10 protein-coding genes are annotated in these 21871 nt (G+C 42.6%); all 10 read left to right on the top strand.

Features of this window, described 5'->3' with window-relative positions; all coding sequences use genetic code 11:
* Positions 1–19 precede the first annotated feature (19 nt).
* Entirely contained in the window at positions 20–2404 is a 2385-nt protein-coding gene (locus AAFN85_RS31460; protein WP_347531944.1) for an ABC transporter permease, read from the top strand.
* Between the two features lie 233 nt (positions 2405–2637).
* Positions 2638–5028, top strand: coding sequence for an ABC transporter permease (locus AAFN85_RS31455; protein ID WP_347531943.1), 2391 nt, complete (start codon positions 2638–2640; stop codon positions 5026–5028).
* Between the two features lie 112 nt (positions 5029–5140).
* Positions 5141–6511 carry an ABC transporter permease gene (locus AAFN85_RS31450; RefSeq protein ID WP_347531942.1) on the top strand — a complete coding sequence of 457 codons (1371 nt, stop codon included), beginning with the start codon at positions 5141–5143 and terminating at the stop codon, positions 6509–6511.
* Between the two features lie 48 nt (positions 6512–6559).
* The gene (locus tag AAFN85_RS31445; protein WP_347531941.1) at positions 6560–7564 is read left to right on the top strand and encodes an FtsX-like permease family protein; all 1005 of its coding nucleotides are present in this window, start codon (positions 6560–6562) and stop codon (positions 7562–7564) included.
* A 247-nt stretch (positions 7565–7811) separates the two neighbouring features.
* Positions 7812–8846 carry a DUF4097 family beta strand repeat-containing protein gene (locus tag AAFN85_RS31440; RefSeq protein ID WP_347531940.1) on the top strand — a complete coding sequence of 345 codons (1035 nt, stop codon included), beginning with the start codon at positions 7812–7814 and terminating at the stop codon, positions 8844–8846.
* Between the two features lie 177 nt (positions 8847–9023).
* Positions 9024–11468: an ABC transporter permease gene (locus AAFN85_RS31435; RefSeq protein WP_347531939.1), complete on the top strand. Its 2445-nt coding sequence runs from the start codon at positions 9024–9026 to the stop codon at positions 11466–11468.
* Between the two features lie 137 nt (positions 11469–11605).
* Complete coding sequence (locus AAFN85_RS31430; RefSeq protein ID WP_347531938.1) at positions 11606–14032, top strand: ABC transporter permease; 2427 nt, start codon at positions 11606–11608, stop codon at positions 14030–14032.
* A gap of 117 nt (positions 14033–14149) precedes the next feature.
* Positions 14150–16504, top strand: a complete 2355-nt coding sequence (locus AAFN85_RS31425; protein ID WP_347531937.1) for an ABC transporter permease — start codon at positions 14150–14152, stop codon at positions 16502–16504.
* 100 nt (positions 16505–16604) lie between these two features.
* On the top strand, positions 16605–19073 hold the full coding sequence (locus AAFN85_RS31420) for an FtsX-like permease family protein (protein WP_347531936.1): 2469 nt from the start codon (positions 16605–16607) through the stop codon (positions 19071–19073).
* A gap of 118 nt (positions 19074–19191) precedes the next feature.
* The gene (locus tag AAFN85_RS31415; RefSeq protein WP_347531935.1) at positions 19192–21591 is read left to right on the top strand and encodes an ABC transporter permease; all 2400 of its coding nucleotides are present in this window, start codon (positions 19192–19194) and stop codon (positions 21589–21591) included.
* Positions 21592–21871: the final 280 nt, after the last annotated feature.

Genomic DNA, 21871 nt, shown 5'->3' with positions numbered 1-21871 from the left:
AAATGATACAAAGTAAATCATGATAAAGAACTACATCAAAATCGCGTTCAGGAACCTTTGGAGGCACAAGGGTTTCTCGATCATTAATATCATTGGCCTGGCTGTTGGGATGACGGCCGCGTTCCTGATATTTATGTATGTAAAGTTTGAGTTGAGTTATGATAATTTTAACGAGCGATCGGATCAGATCTATCGTGTGGTATCGGACATCAAAACACCTACCGAAACTTTAAACTGGTCGTCATCCATAGCGCCAATCGGGCCGGCTTTGCAGCAGGATTACCCGGAGATCAAGGCCAATACCCGCATTTTTGGCGCGGGCTTTTTGGTGCAGCGCGGCGATTTAAAAATCACAGAAAATAACGCGCTGTTTGCCGAACCTTCGTTATTTAAAATATTCACTTTCCCGGTAATTAAGGGCGATGTTGACAAGGCTTTTTCGCTGCCGTATACCGTTGTATTGACCGAGAAGGCTGCCAAAAAATATTTCGGAACCGAAGACCCAATAGGCAAACCGCTTATCCTCGACGGTAAAAATCCCGCTAATGTGGTGGCCGTAGTTAAAGATGTTCCTTCCAATTCGCATTTTAAGTTTGATATGCTGGTATCTATAGCCACCATAGCCAAACAAAGTAAGGATAGGCTGAACCAGTGGGGAAACTTTGGCAATTTTACTTATATCATGCTGCCAAAGGGCTATGATATTAATAAGTTAAGCTCAAGGATGGTGGCTTTTGTAAACAGGCACTACACCGCGGCAGATAAAAAGAATGGCATGGATTACACCTACTTTTTAGAGCCTTTGAAAGATGTGTACATGGTATCCAAACGCGGCGCGCCCGAATCTGGCAACCTGTACAACGTCCGCATCTTCTCTATTATAGCTGTATTTATCCTGCTCATAGCCTGTATCAATTTCATCAACCTCACTACCGCTCGTGCTACCGAAAGGGCTAAAGAAGTGGGCATCCGCAAGGTGATTGGTGCCATGAAACAACAGCTAACCATCCAGTTTTTAAGCGAGTCGGTTATACTTTGTTTGATCTCGTTCCTGTTTTCGGCGCTGTTTAGCTTTTTCCTGTTATCGTTATTTAATCAGCTGGCGGGTAAGGTGATTAGCGATAGTATATTTCATCATGGCTATTTGTTCCAGTTGTTTTTGATAGCCTGTGTTATTGGTTTGTGCGCGGGTTTGTATCCAGCTTTAGTGCTATCAAATTTTAAACCGGTTACTATATTGAAGGGCAGGTTCAGTAAATCGAGCAAAGGAATCTTGCTGCGCAAAGGTTTGGTGGTTACGCAATTTACTATATCTATAGTGTTGATTATCGGTACTATAGTAGTTTATAATCAGCTGAGTTTTATGCGGAACCAATCGCTCGGGTTTCAGAAAAACCAGATGCTGACTATTGATTTCAGCGGTGACTCTGCTATACAAAGCAGGCAGGATATCATCAAAAACGAATTAAAGAAAATTCCGAATGTGTTGGGTGCTACAGCGTCGGGCGCAATTCCTGGTTTTGGTAACAGCGTTGCCTATTCCGAAATTCAGAACCAGGCCGGTGCTATGCAGCAAATGAACATGAATATGTACGATGTGGATTATGATTTCATTTCCCAGTTTGAAATGAAGCTGGCTGCCGGTCGTATATTTTCACAGGCATTTGGCACCGATACCACTAAAGCTATTGTTATTAATGAGGCCTCCGCTAAAAGTTTAGGTTACCGAAACCCTGCCGATGCCGTTGGCCGCAATTATTCGCAATGGGGGCGTACAGGCAAGATCATTGGCGTATTGAAAGACTTCCACTTTCAATCGTTACAGGAAACGGTAAAGCCGCTTAATATGCGCATCAACCTGCGTGGTACCGGCGCGTTCACTTTAAAAGTTGCCGCTACCAATGTACCGGCAACCATATCGGCCCTGCAAGCCAAATGGAAAGAATTAGCGCCCGAACGGCCTTTTAACTATGTTTTTGTCGACGAGACATTCAATAAGCAATACGCATCTGAAGTTACCTTCGGCAACCTGTTTGTGAATTTCGCGGTACTGGCCATCTTTATTTCATGCCTTGGTTTGCTTGGTTTAGCATCGTATAGCACAATCCAGCGCACCCGCGAGATTGGTATCCGCAAGGTGCTCGGCGCATCGGTATCGGGCATCGTCAATATGTTATCTAAAGAGTTTTTGATCCTGGTGCTGATATCAGCATTAATAGCATTTCCGATAGCCTGGTTTGCTATGCACAGCTGGCTGCAGGATTTTGCTTATAGGATAACCATAAGCTGGTGGATATTTGTTTTCGCTGGCGTGCTGGCACTGGTTATCGCTTTTACAACAGTAAGTTTCCAGGCTATTAAAGCGGCGTTGACAAATCCGGTTAAAAGTTTGAGATCGGAGTGATTAGAGGTTGGAGATTAGAGGTTAGGAGCTTAGAGCTAATCTTTAATCTCCAACTTTTATATTTCAATACCTAACCTCCAGTCTCTAATCACTAAACCCCGTTCACTTCCGTACCCCTAACTGTTCCATTACCGAACGGTTTTAATAGAGGGTTAAAATATAAAGTGTTGATTTTTAATTATTTGAATAATTGGTACAGGTTTTAATAAATTAGTGGCATAAACCATTTACCTATGTTACGTAATTACATCAAAATAGCCTGGCGAAACCTCATTAAGCATAAGGTTTTTTCGTTTATCAATATTTGGGGTTTGGCTACCGGTATCGCGGCGTTCTGGCTCATCAGCCTGTATGTTGTTGATGAATGGAGTTATGACCGCTACAATGTTAAAGCCGATCGTATTTTTCGCGTAGCACAGCACGGCATCTGGAACGGCGGTAAGTTTAACCTCGCTATTACCTCAGCGCCCTTTGCACCTACTTTAAAAAATGATTATCCCGAAGTTGAAGATGCCATCCGCATTGATGCCGAAGGTGGTGGTAACATAACTTATGGCGAAAAACACATCAGCGAAGGCGGCATGCTGTTTACCGATAAAGGTTTCTTTAACCTGTTCACCCACCACTTTTTATCGGGCGATCCCGAAACGGCTTTAAGCAAACCTCAAAGCATCGTACTAACCAAAACCCTTGCCGAAAAACTGTTTGGTAATGCTGACGACGCTCTGGATAAAACCGTGATGATTGAAAACAATCCCAGCACAGTAACCGGCGTAATTGATGATGTGCCCGCAAACTCACAGTTTAGCTTCAGCGCCTTGCGTTCGCTGCCTGATGGTTATACTGATAGCTGGGGAAATTCACACTTATACACCTATCTGTTGCTTAAAAATCATGATGATTTTAAAAAGATAGAAGCCGGATCTGACGCGTTTTTTAACAAATATCTTAAAGGCTCGCAGGGAGCAATGCAGTACAATATGGAGTTGCAGCCTTTAACCTCTATCCACCTGCATTCAAATTTGGATTACGAATTGGGCAGCAACGGCAATATCACTTATGTATATGTGTTTGGAGTTGTAGCATTGCTAATATTGGCTATAGCTGTTATCAATTATGTAAACCTCACCACAGCCCGCTCATCTATCCGCATTAAAGAAATTGGTGTGCGTAAAGTAATCGGCTCGAGCAAAAAACAACTGGTAACAATGTTCTTTGCCGAATCAGTTTTATTTACGCTGATTGCCGCTTTGATTGCAGCCGTTATGGTGCAGTTTTTATTGCCTTATTTCAATCAGCTATCTGGTAAAAGTTTAGTGCTGTTGCAGTTTGGTTTAAGCCAAACTGTGGCTATGTTTATTGTATTTGCTTTGGCTACCGGTATTTTAAGCGGAATGTATCCGGCGTTGTTCCTATCCGGTTTCCGTACTATTGCTGCCATGAAGGGGCAGATGGGCAGCCAGGCAACTACAATATTGTTCAGAAAGTCTTTGGTGGTTTTTCAGTTTGTGATCACTATTGTGATGATAGCCGGATCGTGTATTATTTATCGCCAGTTACATTATGTGATGAATAAAGATCTGGGCTTTAATAAAGCTCAAACGCTTACGTTTCATATCAGCGATAAGCAGGCCCGAACCAAAATTGCCACTATCAAAAGTCAGCTATTGCAAAATCCGGCTGTTGAAGCTGTAGGTATTGCTGGTAACCCAATAGGCAATAACGATATCGGTTCAGATTATTTCAATATCGGCGTAGATGGCAAAGCCAATTCGGAATCGAAAATAGTGGAGAACCTTATTGTTGACGAAGATTTTATCCCAACGCTTCAAGTAAAAATGGCTAAAGGCCGCAACTTCTCGCCAGCAATGGCTACCGACAAACAGGAAGCGATAATCGTAAACCAAACCCTGGTTAATGAAATGGGCTGGAAGGATGCTGTAGGTCGCTCGGTTAGGGTAGGGCTGGATGTTAACGGCAACGTGATCAGCCGGAAGATCATCGGTGTGGTGAAGGATTTTAATACCTATTCCTTACAGCATAAAGTAGCGCCAATGATGTTGTACCTGCCGCCTGCCGCTAATGATGAGGATAATATGTATATCCGCATCGGCAAAAATAATATCCCGGCTACACTGGATTACATCAGTAAGGTTTACGGTCGTTTCGATATCGAAAACAAAGTTGAGTTTCATTTCCTCGATCAAAACTTCGCCAAGCAATATCAATCCGAACAAAAGCAGGGTAACATCTTGCTGATATTCACTATTCTGGCTATCAGTATCGCCTGCCTGGGCTTGTTCGGACTGGTAACTTTCACTGCCGAGCAGCGTGTAAAAGAAATAGGCATCAGAAAAGTTTTGGGCGCAAGTGTAACCTCTATAGTAACCCTGTTGTCGAAAGATTTAATGAAGCTGGTGCTGATCGCTACGCTGATAGCATCGCCGCTGGCCTGGTATGGGATGAGCAAATGGTTGCAAAGCTTTGCCTACAGGGTTGATATTAACTGGTGGGTGTTTGCGGTAGCAGGTATCCTGGCCGTGGTTATTGCCTTTGTTACTGTGAGTGTGCAATCTGTGAAGGCAGCAAATGCTAATCCTGCTAAAAGCCTTAAAAGTGAATAAGTTGGTCATTGAGTCATTAGGTCATTGAGTCATTGAATAGTTCAAAATGACTCAATGACCTAATGATGCGAAGCAAAATGACTCAATGACAAATCGTAAATGAAATAAAGACATGTTTAAAAACTACCTAAAAACCGCTTATCGCACATTAAGAAAAAATGTGGGGTTTACCGCTATTAATGTTTTTGGTTTGGCCCTTGGGCTGGCCACCTGTATGCTCATTGTATTTTATGTGGTTGACGAATTGAGCTACGATAAATACAATACCAAAGCCGATAGGATCTATCGTGCCAATATGCAGATCAAGTTTGGCGGTATCGATCAAACTTATGCAAGTTCGCCTTCACCGCTGGGACTCGTTTTTAAAAAGGATTACCCTGAGGTTGAAAATTTTTGCCGCTTTTTTCAGCGTGGCGGTTTCAATGTTAAAAAAGGCACACAAACCATTCATGAAGATAGAATGGTCTACGTTGATTCGACCATGTTTGATGTGTTTACGCTACCCATGACGGCCGGCGATCCGAAACATGCCTTGGTTGAACCCAATACAGTTGTTATAACCGAAACTATAGCCAAACGCTATTTCAATACAACGCAGGCTGTAGGTAAAACCTTTACGTTTGATGAGAAGCTATTGTACAAGGTTACCGGTGTAATTAAAGATCTGCCAAAGCAATCACATTTTCATTATGACTTTTTCCTGTCGATGACATCGAAAGAGGAAAGCAGGGAAAACGCCTGGTTCAGCAATAATTTTAATACCTATGTGCTGCTTAAGCCTGGAGCAAATGTTAAGCAGTTTGAAGCCAAACTGCCGGAGTTGATGCGCAAAAATGCTGGTCCGCAATTGCAGGATATCCTTCATTTAAATTTTGATTCGTTTGAGCGCGCTGGTAACAGGTATCAGCTAAGCCTGATGCCGTTGTTGGATATCCACCTGAAATCGAACCTGATGTCGGAACTTGACCATAACGGCAATATCCAGTACGTGTACATTTTTGGCGCGGTGGCTATTTTTATATTACTGATAGCCTGTGTAAACTTCATGAACCTATCAACCGCTCGCTCGGCCAATAGGGCAAGAGAAGTCGGGGTACGTAAAGTATTAGGCTCAGCACGTAAATATTTGATTGCCCAATTCCTCTCCGAATCGATGATGGTAACTTTTGTGGCTACCGTTATAGCGGTTGCGGCGGCTTATATGTTGTTGCCGATGTTCAATAATATTGCGGGCAAAAACATCGAATTGAATGCGGCCTCGCTTATTTGGCTTGTTCCGTCGTTATTGATCACCGTTTTTGTTATCGGCTTTCTTGCGGGTTCATATCCTGCATTCTTCCTTTCGGGTTTTCAGCCTATCGAAGTTTTAAAGGGTAAGTTATCTTCCGGCTTTAAAGGCGGCATGCTCAGAAGCTCATTAGTGGTGTTCCAGTTTTTTATATCGATAGTGCTCATCATCGGTACGTTGGTGATCTATAATTAGCTTAAATACATCCAGAATAAAGATCTGGGCTATAACCGCAGCCAGGTAATGGTGGTGCACAATATTTACAACCTTGGCGAACAGACGAAGGTTTTTAAAGAAGAAGTGAAGCAACTGCCGGGTGTAACAGGCGTTACCATGACGGGATTTTTACCTACAATGGATTACCGTAACAGCAGCAGCGTTTTCCAGGAACGGGCCCTCGACCCTAAAAAAGCCGTTTTAGCCCAAACCTGGACGGTTGACGATAGCTACCTGCCCACCCTTGATATCAAAGTAACCAAAGGCCGCAATTTTTCAGATCAAATGCCAACAGACTCGACGGCAATGATTGTAAATGAAACTGCAGTGAGGTTAATGGGGGTTAAAGATCCGCTAAATAAACCGATGTATTTGCCTATGGATAACATGGCCAAAACATTTAAAGAGTATCATATCATTGGCGTGATCAAGGATTTTAACTTCGCTTCGTTGCGTAACAATGTAAGTCCGGTGATATTGATGTATGGGCAGGATAATGGTGCTTTAAGTGTAAAATTGAATACGGCAAATATTACCGGGCTAATGGCACAGATCAAAGACAAATGGAAATCCATCCAACCCGGCAAAGAGTTTTCATACTCGTTTATGGATGATGATTTCGACGCCTCGTACCGTGCCGAGCAGCGTATGGGTACCATCTTCATCATCTTCACCAGTTTAACTATTGTGATAGCCTGCTTAGGTTTATTTGGTCTTGCTGCATACGCTGCCGAGCAGCGTACAAAAGAGATAGGTATCCGCAAGGTGTTGGGTGCTAACGTGGCCAATATTGTAGGGATGTTATCTAAAGATTTTATCAAGCTGGTATTGATAGCTATTGTGATAGCTGTACCGGTGGCATGGTTCGCCATGCAAAACTGGTTGCAAGGATTCGCATACCGGCAAAACATTCAATGGTGGGTAGTAGCACTTGCGGCGTTGCTGGCGGTTGTTATCGCTTTTGTAACTATCAGCTTTCAATCTATCAAGGCAGCATTGGCTAACCCGGTGCGGAGCCTTAAAAATGAATAAATTGGTAATTGAGTCATTAGGTCATTGAGGCATTTTGCGAAGCGGTCGAATTATTGCCGAACTTTTCAATGACTTAATGATGCGCAGCAAATGACTGAATGATTGAAATTTAGTTTCCAGGGCCCGTGTCAACACGGGCTCTTTTTATGTTGAAGAAGCAAGTCTATCTCATAAAATTATTTTCGATACGATGCAACGTATTGCATCGGCCCTTGGTCTTGTAAGTATAAAACCAAAGATCATTATTATGAAAAAGTATTTACTTGTGTTATTTGTTGCCTCCGTAGGTAATATAGCTTTAGCTCAAAATAACGGGAAAACACCATATCTAACTAAATCATTATCGGGCCAGTCTGTTAAAGATGTATTTGTAAACACATCGGGCGGCAGTATTACCGTAAGCGGCGCTTCGGGCGAGGAACCGCGTGTAGAGGTTTTCATCCAGGCAAATAATGGCAATGGTGATTTGGCTAAAGAAGAGATCCAGAAACGCCTTGACGAAAATTATGATCTTAAAGTTGATGTAAACGGCGGAGAATTGCATGCATCGGCAAAAAATAAAAAGAATAACATGGACTGGAAAAAATCATTGAGCATTTCTTTCCGTGTTTATGTTCCTGGCAATGTTGCTACCAACCTCAATACAAGCGGCGGCAGCATCCATTTAGATAATTTAACCGGCGCGCAGCAGTTTGAAACCAGTGGCGGCAGCTTACACCTTGATAAAATTGCAGGTAATGTTAAAGGCCGCACTTCGGGCGGCAGCATCCATGTAAGTGATTCTAAAGATAATATCGACCTGCAAACTTCAGGCGGTAGCATCGAAGCTAACAACTGCACCGGCCGTATCAGGTTGGAAACCTCGGGTGGTTCGTTACGTTTGAACAGTTTAAAAGGCGATATCAAAGCAACTACTTCAGGCGGCAGTATCAACGGAAATAAAATTGACGGCGATTTTGTTACCGGTACATCTGGCGGCAGCATTAACCTTACCGACCTATCATGCAGCCTTGACGCTTCAACAAGTGCCGGTAGTGTTCATGTACAGTTTTTAAGCGTAGGTAAATCAGTTAAAATTGATGTAAGTGCTGGTCGTGTTGATTTGCAATTGCCATCAAAACAAGGTTTAAACCTTGATGTACGTGCCGATAGGGTAGAAGCCAATTTGGGCGAAAGCTTTACAGGCAACAAAGATAAAGAGCGGATAGAAGGTAAATTGAACGGCGGCGGTGCTTTGGTTGAAGTACATGGCGGCAACCGGGTTAGCCTCACTGTAAATTAAGTAATTACAAACCTATATGTAAGGCCTGCAGGTACAAACCGGCAGGTCTTTTTTGTTTAGGTAGGATTGTATCATAACCGTACACATGGTGTTACGTCTTCGTACAGTTTTAATTGAAATTATTTTATAAGTAACTGATATTTAGTAATTTGAATTATTGGTATGTTATTTAAAACAATGATACAGGTTAACCGTACGCTCATGTTAAAAAACTACATCAAAACCGCCTGGCGAAACTTAAAGCGCAACAAAATATTCTCGTTCATTAATGTGTTTGGCCTTTCGGTTGGGTTGGCTTGCTGTATGTTGATCTGTGCTTATGTGTACAGCGAATTAAATTATGATACGTATCCGGCGCAGGCCAAACAAATGTACCGGGTGGGTTTACGCAGCATTGAAAATAATGGCGTAAGCGAATATCCAATGGTTGATATCGCGGTAGCGCAGGGTATTAAAAGCATGTACCCCGAAGTGCTGGAAACAACCCGCTTAACCGGCCGTGGACCGGTATTTATTAAATACAACGATCGCCAGTTTAAAGAGGAACACGTTCAACTGGTTGATCCTAACTTTTTGCAGTTGTTTTCTATCCCGCTAATTGAAGGCGATAATAAAACCTCCTTAACCGACCCAAGCGGCATGGTGATCACTAAAGCAATGGCGGTTAAATATTTTGGCGATCAGCAGGCTTTGGGTAAAACGCTTGCTATTGATGGTAAGCCCTACAAGGTTACCGGGGTAATTGATCAAGTACCTGATGATTCGCATTTTCACGGCGACGCGTTTTTGAACCTCCCGTCTTTTACAGAAAAGGCTAAGCAAACCTGGAGCAACATTGGTTTCTTTACCTATGTTGTATTGGATAAAAATGCCAATGCTAAAAAGCTGGAAGCCGCCTTCCCCGAAATGGTGCGGAAATTTGTTGTTCCCGAAATTGCTCACGATCTGGGTACCAGTGTTGCACAGGCCAGTAAAGCCGTTAATACTTTCCTGTTTTATTTGCAACCTTTAAGTGATATCCACCTGCATTCGGCCACTAAATATGAGCTGGAGGCTAATGGCGATATCCATTACATATACATTTTCGCGGCACTGGCTGTTTTTATATTGTTACTGGCCGGTATCAATTTTACCAACCTTTCTACAGCAAGTTCGGCTAAACGCTCAAAAGAGGTAGGCATCCGTAAAGTTCTCGGTTCAGAAAAAAGCGGATTGGTTTCACAGTTCCTTACCGAGTCGGTAATGCTTACAGTGTTCGCCTTATTACTCGCCTTGGGCATGGTGCATTTACTTTTGCCGTTGTTTAACAATTTGGCTGGCAAGCATATCGAATCGGCTTTTTTCTTAAGTCCCAAAGCTTTAACTATCGAACTGCTGACGGCCTTTATAGTTGGCATATTGGCGGGAATTTATCCGGCTTTTTTCCTTTCATCGTTCCAGATCATTAGTGTATTGAAAGGAAATAGCGCTACCAAAGCCGAAGGGAAAGGCACTTTACGCAGCGGGTTGATCATTTTTCAGTTTGCGGTTTCTACAGCGTTGATCATATCAACCTTTGTGGTGTACCAGCAGCTGCATTTTATGCAGAACAAAAAGTTGGGGTACAATAAAGAACAGGTTTTGGTTATTAATGATACCTATACCCTCGGCAATAACGTAGATGCCTTTAAAAATCAGCTTTTGCGTAATCCGCAGATAACCAGTGCTACCATATCAAGTGCAGTGCCCGGCAAATCGAACGGGATGGATGGTACGCAGATTGCGGCTAAGGAGTTTGACGATAAGGCTGGTCACGCTGATATCCATACCAATATTTACCACGTTGATGAAAGCTATGTGCCAACTTTAGGTTTGCAGGTTATCAAGGGGCGTAATTTTTATCCTTCGTTCCCCGGCGATTCGATGTCGGTTGTAGTCAATGAATCTTTAGTTAAAGGCCTGGGCTGGGGGGATACCGATCCGGTGGGCAAAACCATTGTCCGCTCGGCAGTGATGCAATACAAAGTTGTGGGTGTAATTAAAGATTTTCACTACGCCTCGGCCAAACAAAAAATAGCGCCATTGATGCTGTTATCAGGTCATAATACAGGTACCGTTATTTTAAAGGTTAAAACCGGCGATATCAAATCGCTCATTAACAATATTAAAACCGAGTGGGACAGCTTCAGGGCCCAGGCACCATTTAGCTATTCGTTTTTAGATGAGCAGTATGCCTCGCTTTACGCATCTGAACAACAAACAGGCGAGATATTTACCATATTCTCATGTGTAGCACTGATCATAGCCAGCTTAGGCCTGTTCGGTTTAGCTGCATTCATGATCAGGTTGAGGGTAAAAGAAATAGGCATCCGCAAGGTGCTGGGCGCATCAACAGGCAGCATTACCTATATGCTCTCGAGGGAGTTTTTAAAGCTGATCGTGATCGCCTCGGTAATATCATTCCCTGTAACCTGGTTCGCTATGCACAAGTGGCTTCAGGAATTTGCCTACCGCATTAACATACAATGGTGGGTGTTTTTAGCAGCTGGTGTAATAGCGTTTTTAGTGGCCGGAATAACCATCAGCTTCCAATCGGTAAAAGCCGCGCTGGCCAACCCGGTTAAGAGCCTGCGAAGCGAATAGGTCATTGAGTCATTTGCTTCGCGTCATTAGGTCATTGAAAAGTTCAAGAATGATTTAATGAATTTGCAAAAAATGACTTAATGACCTAATGACTCAATGACCAGAAAGAATGACCTAATGAAATAATGACATAAGTTATGATAAAGAATTATTTACGAAGTGCCTTCCGCAACATTGCACGGCACAAATTTATCTCGTTCATCAACATATTTGGTTTAACCATTGGGTTAACCTGTTGCCTGCTTATTTTAACTTATATAGTTAAAGAGTTGAGCTATGATAAGTTTAACCATAACGCGCCCAATATTTATAGGGTAAGTCGCAGTTTTAATACCGGCGATGGTGTGGTTAACCTGCATTTAGGCGCTGTGGCGCCGCCGTTTGGTCCGCTGCTTAAAAACGAGTTTCCGGATATTAAAATGGTTACCCGGTTGTTCCCTAACGGCGATGTGGTTTTGCGTTATAAGGAAAAACTGTTTTCTGAAACAGGATCATATTTTGCCGATGAGAATTTCTTTAAATTTTTCGATATCCAAACCATAGCAGGTGATCCTAAAACGTCCCTTAACGAGCCTTACACGGTAATGATGACCGAAGATATGGCCCGTAAATACTTCGGCAATGAAGATCCGATAAATAAAGAGATCAGGCTGGATAACACCGCTAACTTTAAAGTTACCGGTATTTTTAAACCATTCCCTGCCAACTCGCAAATGCACCCGCAGATGCTGATCTCATTCAATACCCTGAATGATGATAAGATCTACGGCCGCAACGCACTGCAAACCAATTGGGGCAATAACTCATTTTTTACTTATTTGATGATGCCCGATAATTACAATATGGATCGTATTGTATCGCAGTTTCCGGCTTTTATTGATAAGTACATGCGTTTTCCGGGACAGGCAGCCAATTTTAAGCAGTCGAAGTTTACACAGCTGCATATTCAAAAGTTCCTGGATATCCACCTACACTCGCACCTGGATGATGAGGTAGAACAGAACGGCGATATCACAAGGGTATATATATTTTCGGCCATCGCTTTGTTTATTTTGCTGATAGCCTGTATCAACTATATGAACCTATCAACAGCCCGCTCAACCCTCAGGGCAAAAGAGATCGGTATCCGCAAGGTAATAGGGGCGCAACAACAAGAGATCATTACCCAGTTTTTAAGCGAATCGGTATTGGTAACTTACTTTTCGCTGGTATTGGCATTGATCTTAACATGGGCTTTGTTGCCGCTCATCAACCGGTTTTCTGAATTGGGATTATCAATAGATAGTTTATATCACCCGATGATTTTAACTTCCGTACTACTACTGCCGCTTGTTATCGGCCTTATCAGTGGTATTTATCCGGCTATCTTCATGTCATCGTTTAAACCTATAAAAGTTTTAAAAGGTATTCTTAAAGTAGGATCTGGCAATATTTCTTTCCGTAAAGTGCTGGTAGTAGTTCAATTCTCCATTTCTATTATTCTGATCGTTGCCACTACCATCGTTTTTCAGCAATTAAGATATATCCAAACCAAGTCATTGGGCTTTAATAAAGATCATTTGTTAACAATACCGGGCATTCCAGCTAACCAATTTGAAGCTTTTAAAGCTGATATACTTCGTGATCCGATGATAAAAGATGTTGGCCGCTCGTCGCGGATCCCGTCTGGCAGGTTGCTGGATGATCAGGGTGCTTCTGTTTTTGATGGAGATAAAGCATTGCCCGTTAAAGCCGATATCAAATGTATTAACACCGATTACGGCTTTATCCCAACCTATGGCATAAAACTGGCGGCGGGTAGGAATTTTAGTCGTGATTTTGCTACCGACAGCAATAATTTTGTGATCAATACCACTACCGTAAAGGTGTTAGGTTGGAAAACGCCTGAGAGTGCTATTGGCCGCGATATGAGTTACGGCAGCAGAAAAGGAAAGGTAATTGGCGTGGTTAATGATTTTCATTTCGAATCGTTACACCAAAATATAGTTCCGCTACTGATGGAGATGCCACCATTCGACAATAATAACTACGGCAAGGTCTCTATTAAAATTAGCGGAAGCAATACCAATGCAGCATTAGCGACCATCGAACAAACCTGGAAAAAATATCAACCCGAAACACCTTTTCGCTATACTTTTCTGGATGAGCGTTTCCAAAGATTATATAACGCCGAGCAGCAGCAGAGCCATTTGTTCACCATATTCTCCTGCCTGGCTATATTCATTGCCTGTTTAGGCTTATTCGGACTTTCGGCCTTTACCATATCACAACGTGTAAAAGAAATTGGGGTGCGCAAAGTGCTTGGTGCCAGCATCCCGCAAATTGTAACCGAGCTATCAAAAGATTTCCTTAAACTGGTAATTGTAGCGGCAATAATAGCGCTGCCAATAGCCTGGTACGCCATGAGCAAATGGCTACTTGATTTTGCCTTTAGGGTAAGCATCCAATGGTGGGTATTTGTAATGGCCGGTGTAATAGCGCTCATCATCGCGTTTGCCACCATCAGCTTTCAATCAATAAAAGCAGCACTGGCAAACCCGGTGAAAAGCCTTAGAAGTGAGTAGATCATTAAGTCATTGAGTCATTTTTAATAGCGTGAAGCAAAAATGACTTAATGACCTAATGATTCAATGACAAAAAAACAATGACCTAATGATAAAATGACTTAATGACCAATAAAGATGTTTAAAAACTATATTAAAATAGCATGGAGAAGCCTGAACCGTAACCGGGCATTCTCGATAACCAATTTGCTTGGGCTTACTATTGGTATGGCCTGCACTATTTTTATTTTTTTATGGGTGCAGAACGAGTTGAATTACGATAAGGTTCACAAAAACTACAAAAACATACACCAGGTTTATGCCAACCGCGACTTTAAGAACAGCATTTTCACCGACCCAAACATGGTGTTCCCGCTGGCCAAAGCGCTTGAAAGTGGCTATCCGCAAATCAAAAACGCGGTAATGACCTCACATTTGGAGCAACACCAGTTTAACGTTGGCGATGTTAAGATCAAAAAACAAGGTTACCAGGTTAGCGGAAAATATTTCGATATGTTTTCCTGGCAGTTTATTAAAGGTGATGCCACCACCGCCATTAACGATCCAACATCGGTAGTGCTTACCGCTTCGACCGCGAAAGCTCTATTCGGCAACGCCGACCCAATAAACAAAGTAGTAAAGGTTGATAACGCTTTAGTTTACAAAGTTACTGCCGTGGTAGCCGATCCGCCGGCTAATGCCACGCAGCAATTTGATTTTATAGCGCCGTATAACTTAAATGATCCTGGGGTTAAGGAACTGCTTAACCGCTGGGGCGGATCATCATGGGATGTTTATGTGCAAACTACTGATAATGCCAACATGGAGCAGGTTAACAAATACATTACCGATGTAATGTTTCAGCACAACCCGGATAAGATAAGTACATACTTTACCTTCCCAATGAACAAATGGCACCTGTATAGCGATTTTAAGGATGGCAAGAACATTGGTGGGATGATAGAATACGTGCGCTTTTTTATCATTATCGCCATCATTATCCTGCTTATTGCCTGTGTTAATTTCATGAACCTATCAACCGCTCGGTCGGAGAAAAAAGCTAAAGAAGTAGGGGTAAGGAAAACGCTCGGCTCGGGCAAAGGGCAGCTGGTGTTACAGTTTTTTTTGGAGTCGATGACATTGGTTATAGCGGCTTTTATTTGCGCCTTGCTTTGCGTGTACCTGTTATTGCCGCAGTTTAATTTGCTGATAGAATCGCATTTGCAGCTAAACTTTAATCAACCGGCATTTTGGCTGGGTGCCTTGGTTATCATTTTATTTACGGGATTAGTTTCGGGTAGTTATCCAGCCCTGTATCTATCATCATTTAACCCTGTAAAAGTATTGAAAGGCACCTTTGTGGCAGGTAAAGGTGCCATAGCACCACGAAGGATTTTGGTGGTGTTTCAATTTATAGGTTCGATATTGCTGATCTCGGCCACTATTATTGTTTATAAGCAGATCGAGCATGTAAAAGACAGAAATATTGGCTACAACCCCGATAACCTGATCATGGTACCTTCTACCGCTAATACCGATAAAAGCTTTAACGCGGTTAAAAATGATCTGTTAAAATCAGGCATTGTGAACAGTGTTACTCGCACATCATCCATGGTAACCCAAATTTCATGGCGTTCGGGTTCGCCGGATTGGGCCGGCAAACCGGCAAACGTCAACATCATATTTTCGAACATGGCGGCCGATGTTAATTACATTAAAACCATGGGTATAAAATTATTGCAGGGGGGCGATTTTACTGGTATGCCTTCAGATACATCGGCTGTGTTATTGAACAAGGCAGCGGTTGAAGCCATGCAGGTTAAAAACCCGCTTGGTATGCAACTACGGTTCGGATCACATAAATATACGGTTATAGGTATTACAGATAACGTAGTGATGGAGTCGCCTTATGTACCGGTTAATCCGATGATGGTTTTTGCCAATCATAATGACTCGGGCTATATCGATGTCAGGCTGAATGCAAATGTAAAACCGCAGGAAGGTGTTAAATTGCTTCAAAGCATTTATACAAAATATAGCCCGGCAGATATTTTCGAATATAACTTTGTTGACCAGGAGTTTGGCAAAAAGTTTTTTACTGAAGAACTGATCAGCCGCATCACCAACATATTTGCGGGCCTGGCAATTTTTCTTTGCTGTATGGGCCTGGCAGGTCTGGCATCGTTCACTATCGAAAAACGCTTTAAAGAGATCGGTATCCGCAAAGTATTGGGTGCCAGTGTACAGCAATTGCTGGTACTTATCTCTACCGAGTTTTTAAAACTGGTTACCATAGCATTTGTAGTGGCCGTGCCTTTAACCTGGTGGATAATGCATAACTGGCTGCAAAAATATACCTACCACATCAATATCAACATCTGGTTGTTTGGCGCTGTCGGTTTGCTGATATTATTGCTAACGCTGATTGTGGTGAGTTTAAATACAATAAAAGCTGCACTGGCAAACCCTGTGAAAAGCCTGCGATCTGAATAAATTCGTCATTAGGTCATTTGCTGCGCGTCATTAAGTCATTTTTTTGATTTACGCAAGGCAAAAATGACTTAATGACCTAATGAAATAATGACCTAACAATATGTTTAAAAACTATTTTAAAATTGCTCTGCGCAATTTTTGGCGGCACAAATTTTTTACGTTCATCAACGTAATCGGTTTATCTATCGGCATCAGTTCTGCGCTGGTGATATACCTTATTGTGCATTACGATTTTACGTTTAATCAGAATTTTAACGATGGCGACCGGATTTATCGGGTAGTATCCAACTACACTTTCTCGGGCGAGGAAGCGCATAACCGCGGTGTATCCGGCGCGGTGCCTGAAACCGTACGAAATAATGTAAGCGGCGTAGAACTAACTGCTCCGTTTTTTACATTGAGCCAGCCCAATGTACTTGTTCCGGGAAAAGGAAGTGAGCCTGTTAAATTTAAATTACAGGATAACGTGATCCTTACAGATGGGCGTTATTTTAAAATGTTTAATTACAGCTGGCTTGCCGGTTCGGCAAAAACGGCCTTGAACGCGCCAAATCAAACGGTGCTTACTGCTGATCAGGCAAAAAAATACTTCCCTCAACTTTCGTACAGCCAAATGATAGGAAGGGTAATAAGTTACGATACCCTCAGCGTAGCTGTTACCGGCATTGTTGAGCCGCTAAAAGGTAATACCGATTTTACTTTTCATGATTTTGTTTCGTACTCAACTGCAAAAAGCAACAAGGCCCTTGCCGATGAGCTTTCACTTACCGACTGGGGGGGAACCACTTCGTCGTCCATCCTGTTTGTAAAATTATCAGCTAATGCTACCAAGGTTGGTTTTGAAAAACAACTGAACGAACTGCTAAAAAAGAATAACCCGCCAAAGCCCCAAAATAAAGGCAACACCCGCAGTTTTGCATTGCAACCGCTTAGTGATCTGCATTTCAATAGCGTTTATGGTACGTTTGATTCGGGTAGCCCGGCAAACAAAACTACACTTTACGGTCTGTCGGCTATCGCGGCTTTTCTGTTGCTGTTAGGCTGTATTAACTTTGTTAATTTAACCACGGCCCAGGCTACGCAAAGGGCTAAAGAAATTGGTGTGCGCAAAACAATGGGAAGCAGTCGTACGCAACTGGTTACTCAGTTTTTAAGCGAAACATTTATAATAACCCTGTTTGCTGTAATTATTTCAATAGCTTTGGCCCCGGTTATTTTAAAGCTATTTAAAGACTTTATAGCCGCGGGGATTCAATTCGACCTGTTCCATCACCCCAGCCTTTTTATATTTCTGTTGATACTTACTATTGTGGTGAGCCTGCTATCCGGTTTTTATCCGGCGGCTTTGCTCTCCGGTTACAAACCTGTGCTGGTGCTTAAAAACCAGGCTGCATCAAACAGCAGCAAAACACGTAACTCATGGCTGCGTAAATCATTAACGGTAACGCAGTTTGTGATAGCCCAGTTTTTTATTATGGCTACCGTATTGGTGAGTAAACAAATCCATTACGCGCTTACCAAAAATTTAGGTTTCAAAAAAGATGCTATCGTGGTTATTAATTCGCCCTGGAAAAACCGGACTTTGAGTAAGAACCAGGTATTTATGAATAAGCTAAAAGCCATGCCACAGGTGGAGCTGGTGAGTGTAGGCAAGGCTGCTCCGTCATCAACCAGCACCAATTCTACGGAGGCTACCTACATCGATGGCAAAAAAGAAACTAAAGTTGAACTGTATGAAAAGTTTGGCGATCCTAATTATATCAATGTATATAAAATAAAACTGCTGGCCGGGCGCAATTTGCAATATGCCGATAGCACAAGGGCGTTTTTAATTAACAATACTTACGCAAAACTGATGGGCTTTAAAAATCCGGCCGATGCGGTTGGTAAGTACATTGATAAGTTTAACGGCGATAAACGGATGCAGATTATCGGTGTTGTGGCCGATTTTTATTCCGAATCGTTGCACGCGGCTATAAAGCCTACCTGTATCCATATCAGCAACGCTTTTTATAACAACGGTACTTTTCATATTGCACTTAAGCCGCAAATGGCCGGAGGTAATGAATGGAAAACGGCAATTACGTCGATGGAAAAAGTGTGGAAGGAAATTTATCCTGAAGACGATTTTGAATATACCTTTTTTGACGATAGCATCGCCAAACTTTACGATTCGGAACAGCATACCTCAACTTTATTAGCCTGGGCAACCGGTTTATCTATCTTTATCAGCTGCCTTGGTTTATTAGGATTGGCCATATACAATACCAACCAACGCACCAAAGAGATAGGCGTACGCAAAGTGCTTGGCGCTACAGTTGGGCAGATAGTAAGCCTGCTTTCGCGCGAGTTGGTAACACTTATCGCGCTGGCTTTTATATTGGTAACACCAGTGGCCTGGTACGCCATGAACAAATGGATGGAAAGCTTTGCCGACAGAACCAGCATTAGCTGGTGGATCTTCGCGGTAAGTGGTGGAGGAATGTTGCTAACGGCTTTGATAACCTCAAGTTTTCAAACCATTAAAGCAGCGCTGGCTAATCCAACAAAAAGCTTGCGTTCTGAATAATATTTGTCATTGAGTCATTAAGCCATTTTTTGGAATAGTCAAAAAATGACTTAATGAGCGCAGCCAATGACTTAATGACCAAATCAAAAATGACATAATGACCCAATGATTAAATAATATGCTGAAGAATTATTTTAAAGTAGCGTTTCGTAATTTAATTAAGCACCGCACTACCGCGTTTATCAATATTGCCGGACTTACCGTTGGCATTACCGCGGCGGTATTTATAATGCTGTGGGTGCAAAACGAGCTTAGTTTTGATAATTATCATAAAGATGTAGATAACATCTACCGTGTAAAAACCAAGCTTGCCCTAACCAAAGATGAAACCTGGATCTGGGAATCGTCGCCTTATGTTTTAGGTAGTGTGGCCAAAAAGGAAATTCCTGGCATACAGCAGTACACTTTTTTATGGCCGGGGTATATGATCACGGTGCATAACAACGGGCAGCTCATCTCCGAAAAAAAGTATGCTTATGTTGATGCCAACTGGTTCAATGTGTTCCATTATGATTTTGTGGGAGGAAGTGCCGAAAGCTTTACGAAAAATCCTTTCAGCCTGATCCTTACCCAATCAACAGCAAAAAAATACTTTGGCAATGCCGATGCGGTTGGCAAAATGCTAAAGGTTGATAGTGTCAATTACCAGGTGCAGGCGGTGGTTAAAGATAACCCGGCCAATTCAACTTTTCAGTATGATATATTGATGCCTGTTGAGGCTAAGTTGGCCAATCCACACGAAAAAGAACAATCAACCCATTGGGGCAATTACAATGGCTTAACCTTTTTTAAATTACAACCCGGCGTAAGTACCGCGCCGATAGCTAAAAAGCTTACCGATATTGTAAGGAAAAACAATACCGGCAGCGAAAATACTTCGCTTAATGTTATTAAGCTGAAGGATATGCACTTTGAGAGCGATCTGCAAAGTTCATCGTTTGAACATGGTAACCGCCGCATGGTAAATATCTTTATGATATTGGCGATATTGCTTTTGGCTACCGCATGTATCAACTATGTAAACCTTACTACGGCAAGGGCAAGCGTACGATCGAAAGAGGTTAGCGTACGCAAAATAGTAGGGGCGGGCAGGTTGCAGTTGTTCGGTCAGTTCATGTCCGAATCGTTGGTGGTGAGCGTGCTGGCTTTGGTTTTATCGGTTATTGCTATCCAGGTGTTTTTGCCTTCGTTCAATGCTATTACCGAAAAGCATTTTTCGCAGCCATTAACCTCGGCCACAACATGGCTCATTTTGTTGGGTACTTTACTGGTTAGTTTTGTGTTTAACGGTTTGTACCCGGCTATTTTATTATCATCATTTAAGCCGCTAAGCATTTTCAAGGGCCGTAACGCGCTCAATTTTAAAGATGGCGGCATCCGCAAAACTTTGGTGGTGCTACAATTTGGTATTTCGGTTATGCTGATCATCTGCACTATGGTTATTTACCGCCAGCTGGATTTTATGCAAAAGGCCGATTTGGGGTACAACCGAGAGCATGTGTTCACCTTCAGGATCCCATGGAATGCATTAGGGTTTGATGATAAAAAACGCATCTCCATACTGAACAGCATCGGCAACGAACTGCGCGGACAAAGCGCCGTACGCGAGGTAGCGCAAAGCGGCGAGGATAATTTTTACAACAATGGCACTAAAATGTCGGGTACGATGGATTGGGATGGCCGCCCTGCCGACTATAAGCCCTCAACGGCTACATTGGCTGCCGATGAAAACTTTGGGCGGATGCTAAGCCTGAAAATGAAAGACGGGCATTGGTTTGGCAAAGGCGATATTGATAAACACAATGTTATTTTAAACGAGACGGCGGTTAAACAATTGGGCATCCATAAGCCTGTTATCGGTCAGCGGATGAAATTTAATGGCGATTCGGGCGTAGTGGTTGGTGTTGTGCGGGATTTTAATTTCAGGAGTTTGCATGAAAAAATTGGTCCGATGGTGATTTATAACCATATCGATTGGGCTGGTGCTTTTTATATCAAAACCGCACCCGGCAGCACAGCCGGAGCCATCAAAGCAGCGCAAAATGTTTGGAGCAAGTTTGTACCCGACCAGCCCTTTGCCTACAGCTTTTTAGATGACGGCTATAATAAACTATACCACGCCGAACAACGTTCATCAACATTGATCACCGTTTTTGCGTCAATAGCCATCGCCATATCGGCCATGGGGCTATTGGGCCTGGCCGCCTTTGCTGCCGAACAACGTGTAAAAGAAATAGGGATCCGTAAGGTGTTGGGAGCGAGTGTGCAAAGCATTATCAGGTTACTCTCTACCGACTTTTTGAAAACGGTATTGATAGCCAATTTGATCGCGTTCCCGGTTGCCTGGTATATGATGAACAAATGGCTGCAGGATTTTGCCTACCGCATCAATATTTCCTGGTGGATCTTCGCCGCGGCGGCTATCGTGGCCATGCTTGTGGCTTTGGCAACAGTAAGTATCCAATCTATCAAAGCTGCATTGGCTAATCCGGCAAAGAGTTTGAAATCTGGAGATTAGCTTTGAGTGATTAGAGGTTAGAGATCAGAGGTCGTGTTTGAGTGATTAGAGGTTAGAGGCCAGAGGTTAGGAAAAAATGAAGCCCTGCATTATGAAAATTGCGAGGGCTTTTTTTCATTATTTTAAAACAAAGCAGATAAAAATGCATTGACCTCTAACCTCTAACCTCTAACCTCTAACCTCTAACCTCTAACCTCTAACCTCTAACCTCTAACCTCTAACCTCTAACCTCTAACCTCTAACCTCTAACCTCTAACCTCTAACCTCTAACCTCTAACCT

Origin of the sequence: Mucilaginibacter sp. CAU 1740 (assembly GCF_039839285.1) — a bacterium.
Classification (GTDB): domain Bacteria; phylum Bacteroidota; class Bacteroidia; order Sphingobacteriales; family Sphingobacteriaceae; genus Mucilaginibacter.
This window is presented reverse-complemented; position numbering and strand designations above follow the sequence as displayed.

Coding starts and splice junctions, on each gene's coding strand:
- AAFN85_RS31460 (WP_347531944.1), top strand. CDS start 20: ATGATAAAGAACTACATCAAAATCGCGTTCAGGAACCTTTGGAGGCAC.
- AAFN85_RS31455 (WP_347531943.1), top strand. CDS start 2,638: ATGTTACGTAATTACATCAAAATAGCCTGGCGAAACCTCATTAAGCAT.
- AAFN85_RS31450 (WP_347531942.1), top strand. CDS start 5,141: ATGTTTAAAAACTACCTAAAAACCGCTTATCGCACATTAAGAAAAAAT.
- AAFN85_RS31445 (WP_347531941.1), top strand. CDS start 6,560: ATGGTGGTGCACAATATTTACAACCTTGGCGAACAGACGAAGGTTTTT.
- AAFN85_RS31440 (WP_347531940.1), top strand. CDS start 7,812: ATGAAAAAGTATTTACTTGTGTTATTTGTTGCCTCCGTAGGTAATATA.
- AAFN85_RS31435 (WP_347531939.1), top strand. CDS start 9,024: ATGATACAGGTTAACCGTACGCTCATGTTAAAAAACTACATCAAAACC.
- AAFN85_RS31430 (WP_347531938.1), top strand. CDS start 11,606: ATGATAAAGAATTATTTACGAAGTGCCTTCCGCAACATTGCACGGCAC.
- AAFN85_RS31425 (WP_347531937.1), top strand. CDS start 14,150: ATGTTTAAAAACTATATTAAAATAGCATGGAGAAGCCTGAACCGTAAC.
- AAFN85_RS31420 (WP_347531936.1), top strand. CDS start 16,605: ATGTTTAAAAACTATTTTAAAATTGCTCTGCGCAATTTTTGGCGGCAC.
- AAFN85_RS31415 (WP_347531935.1), top strand. CDS start 19,192: ATGCTGAAGAATTATTTTAAAGTAGCGTTTCGTAATTTAATTAAGCAC.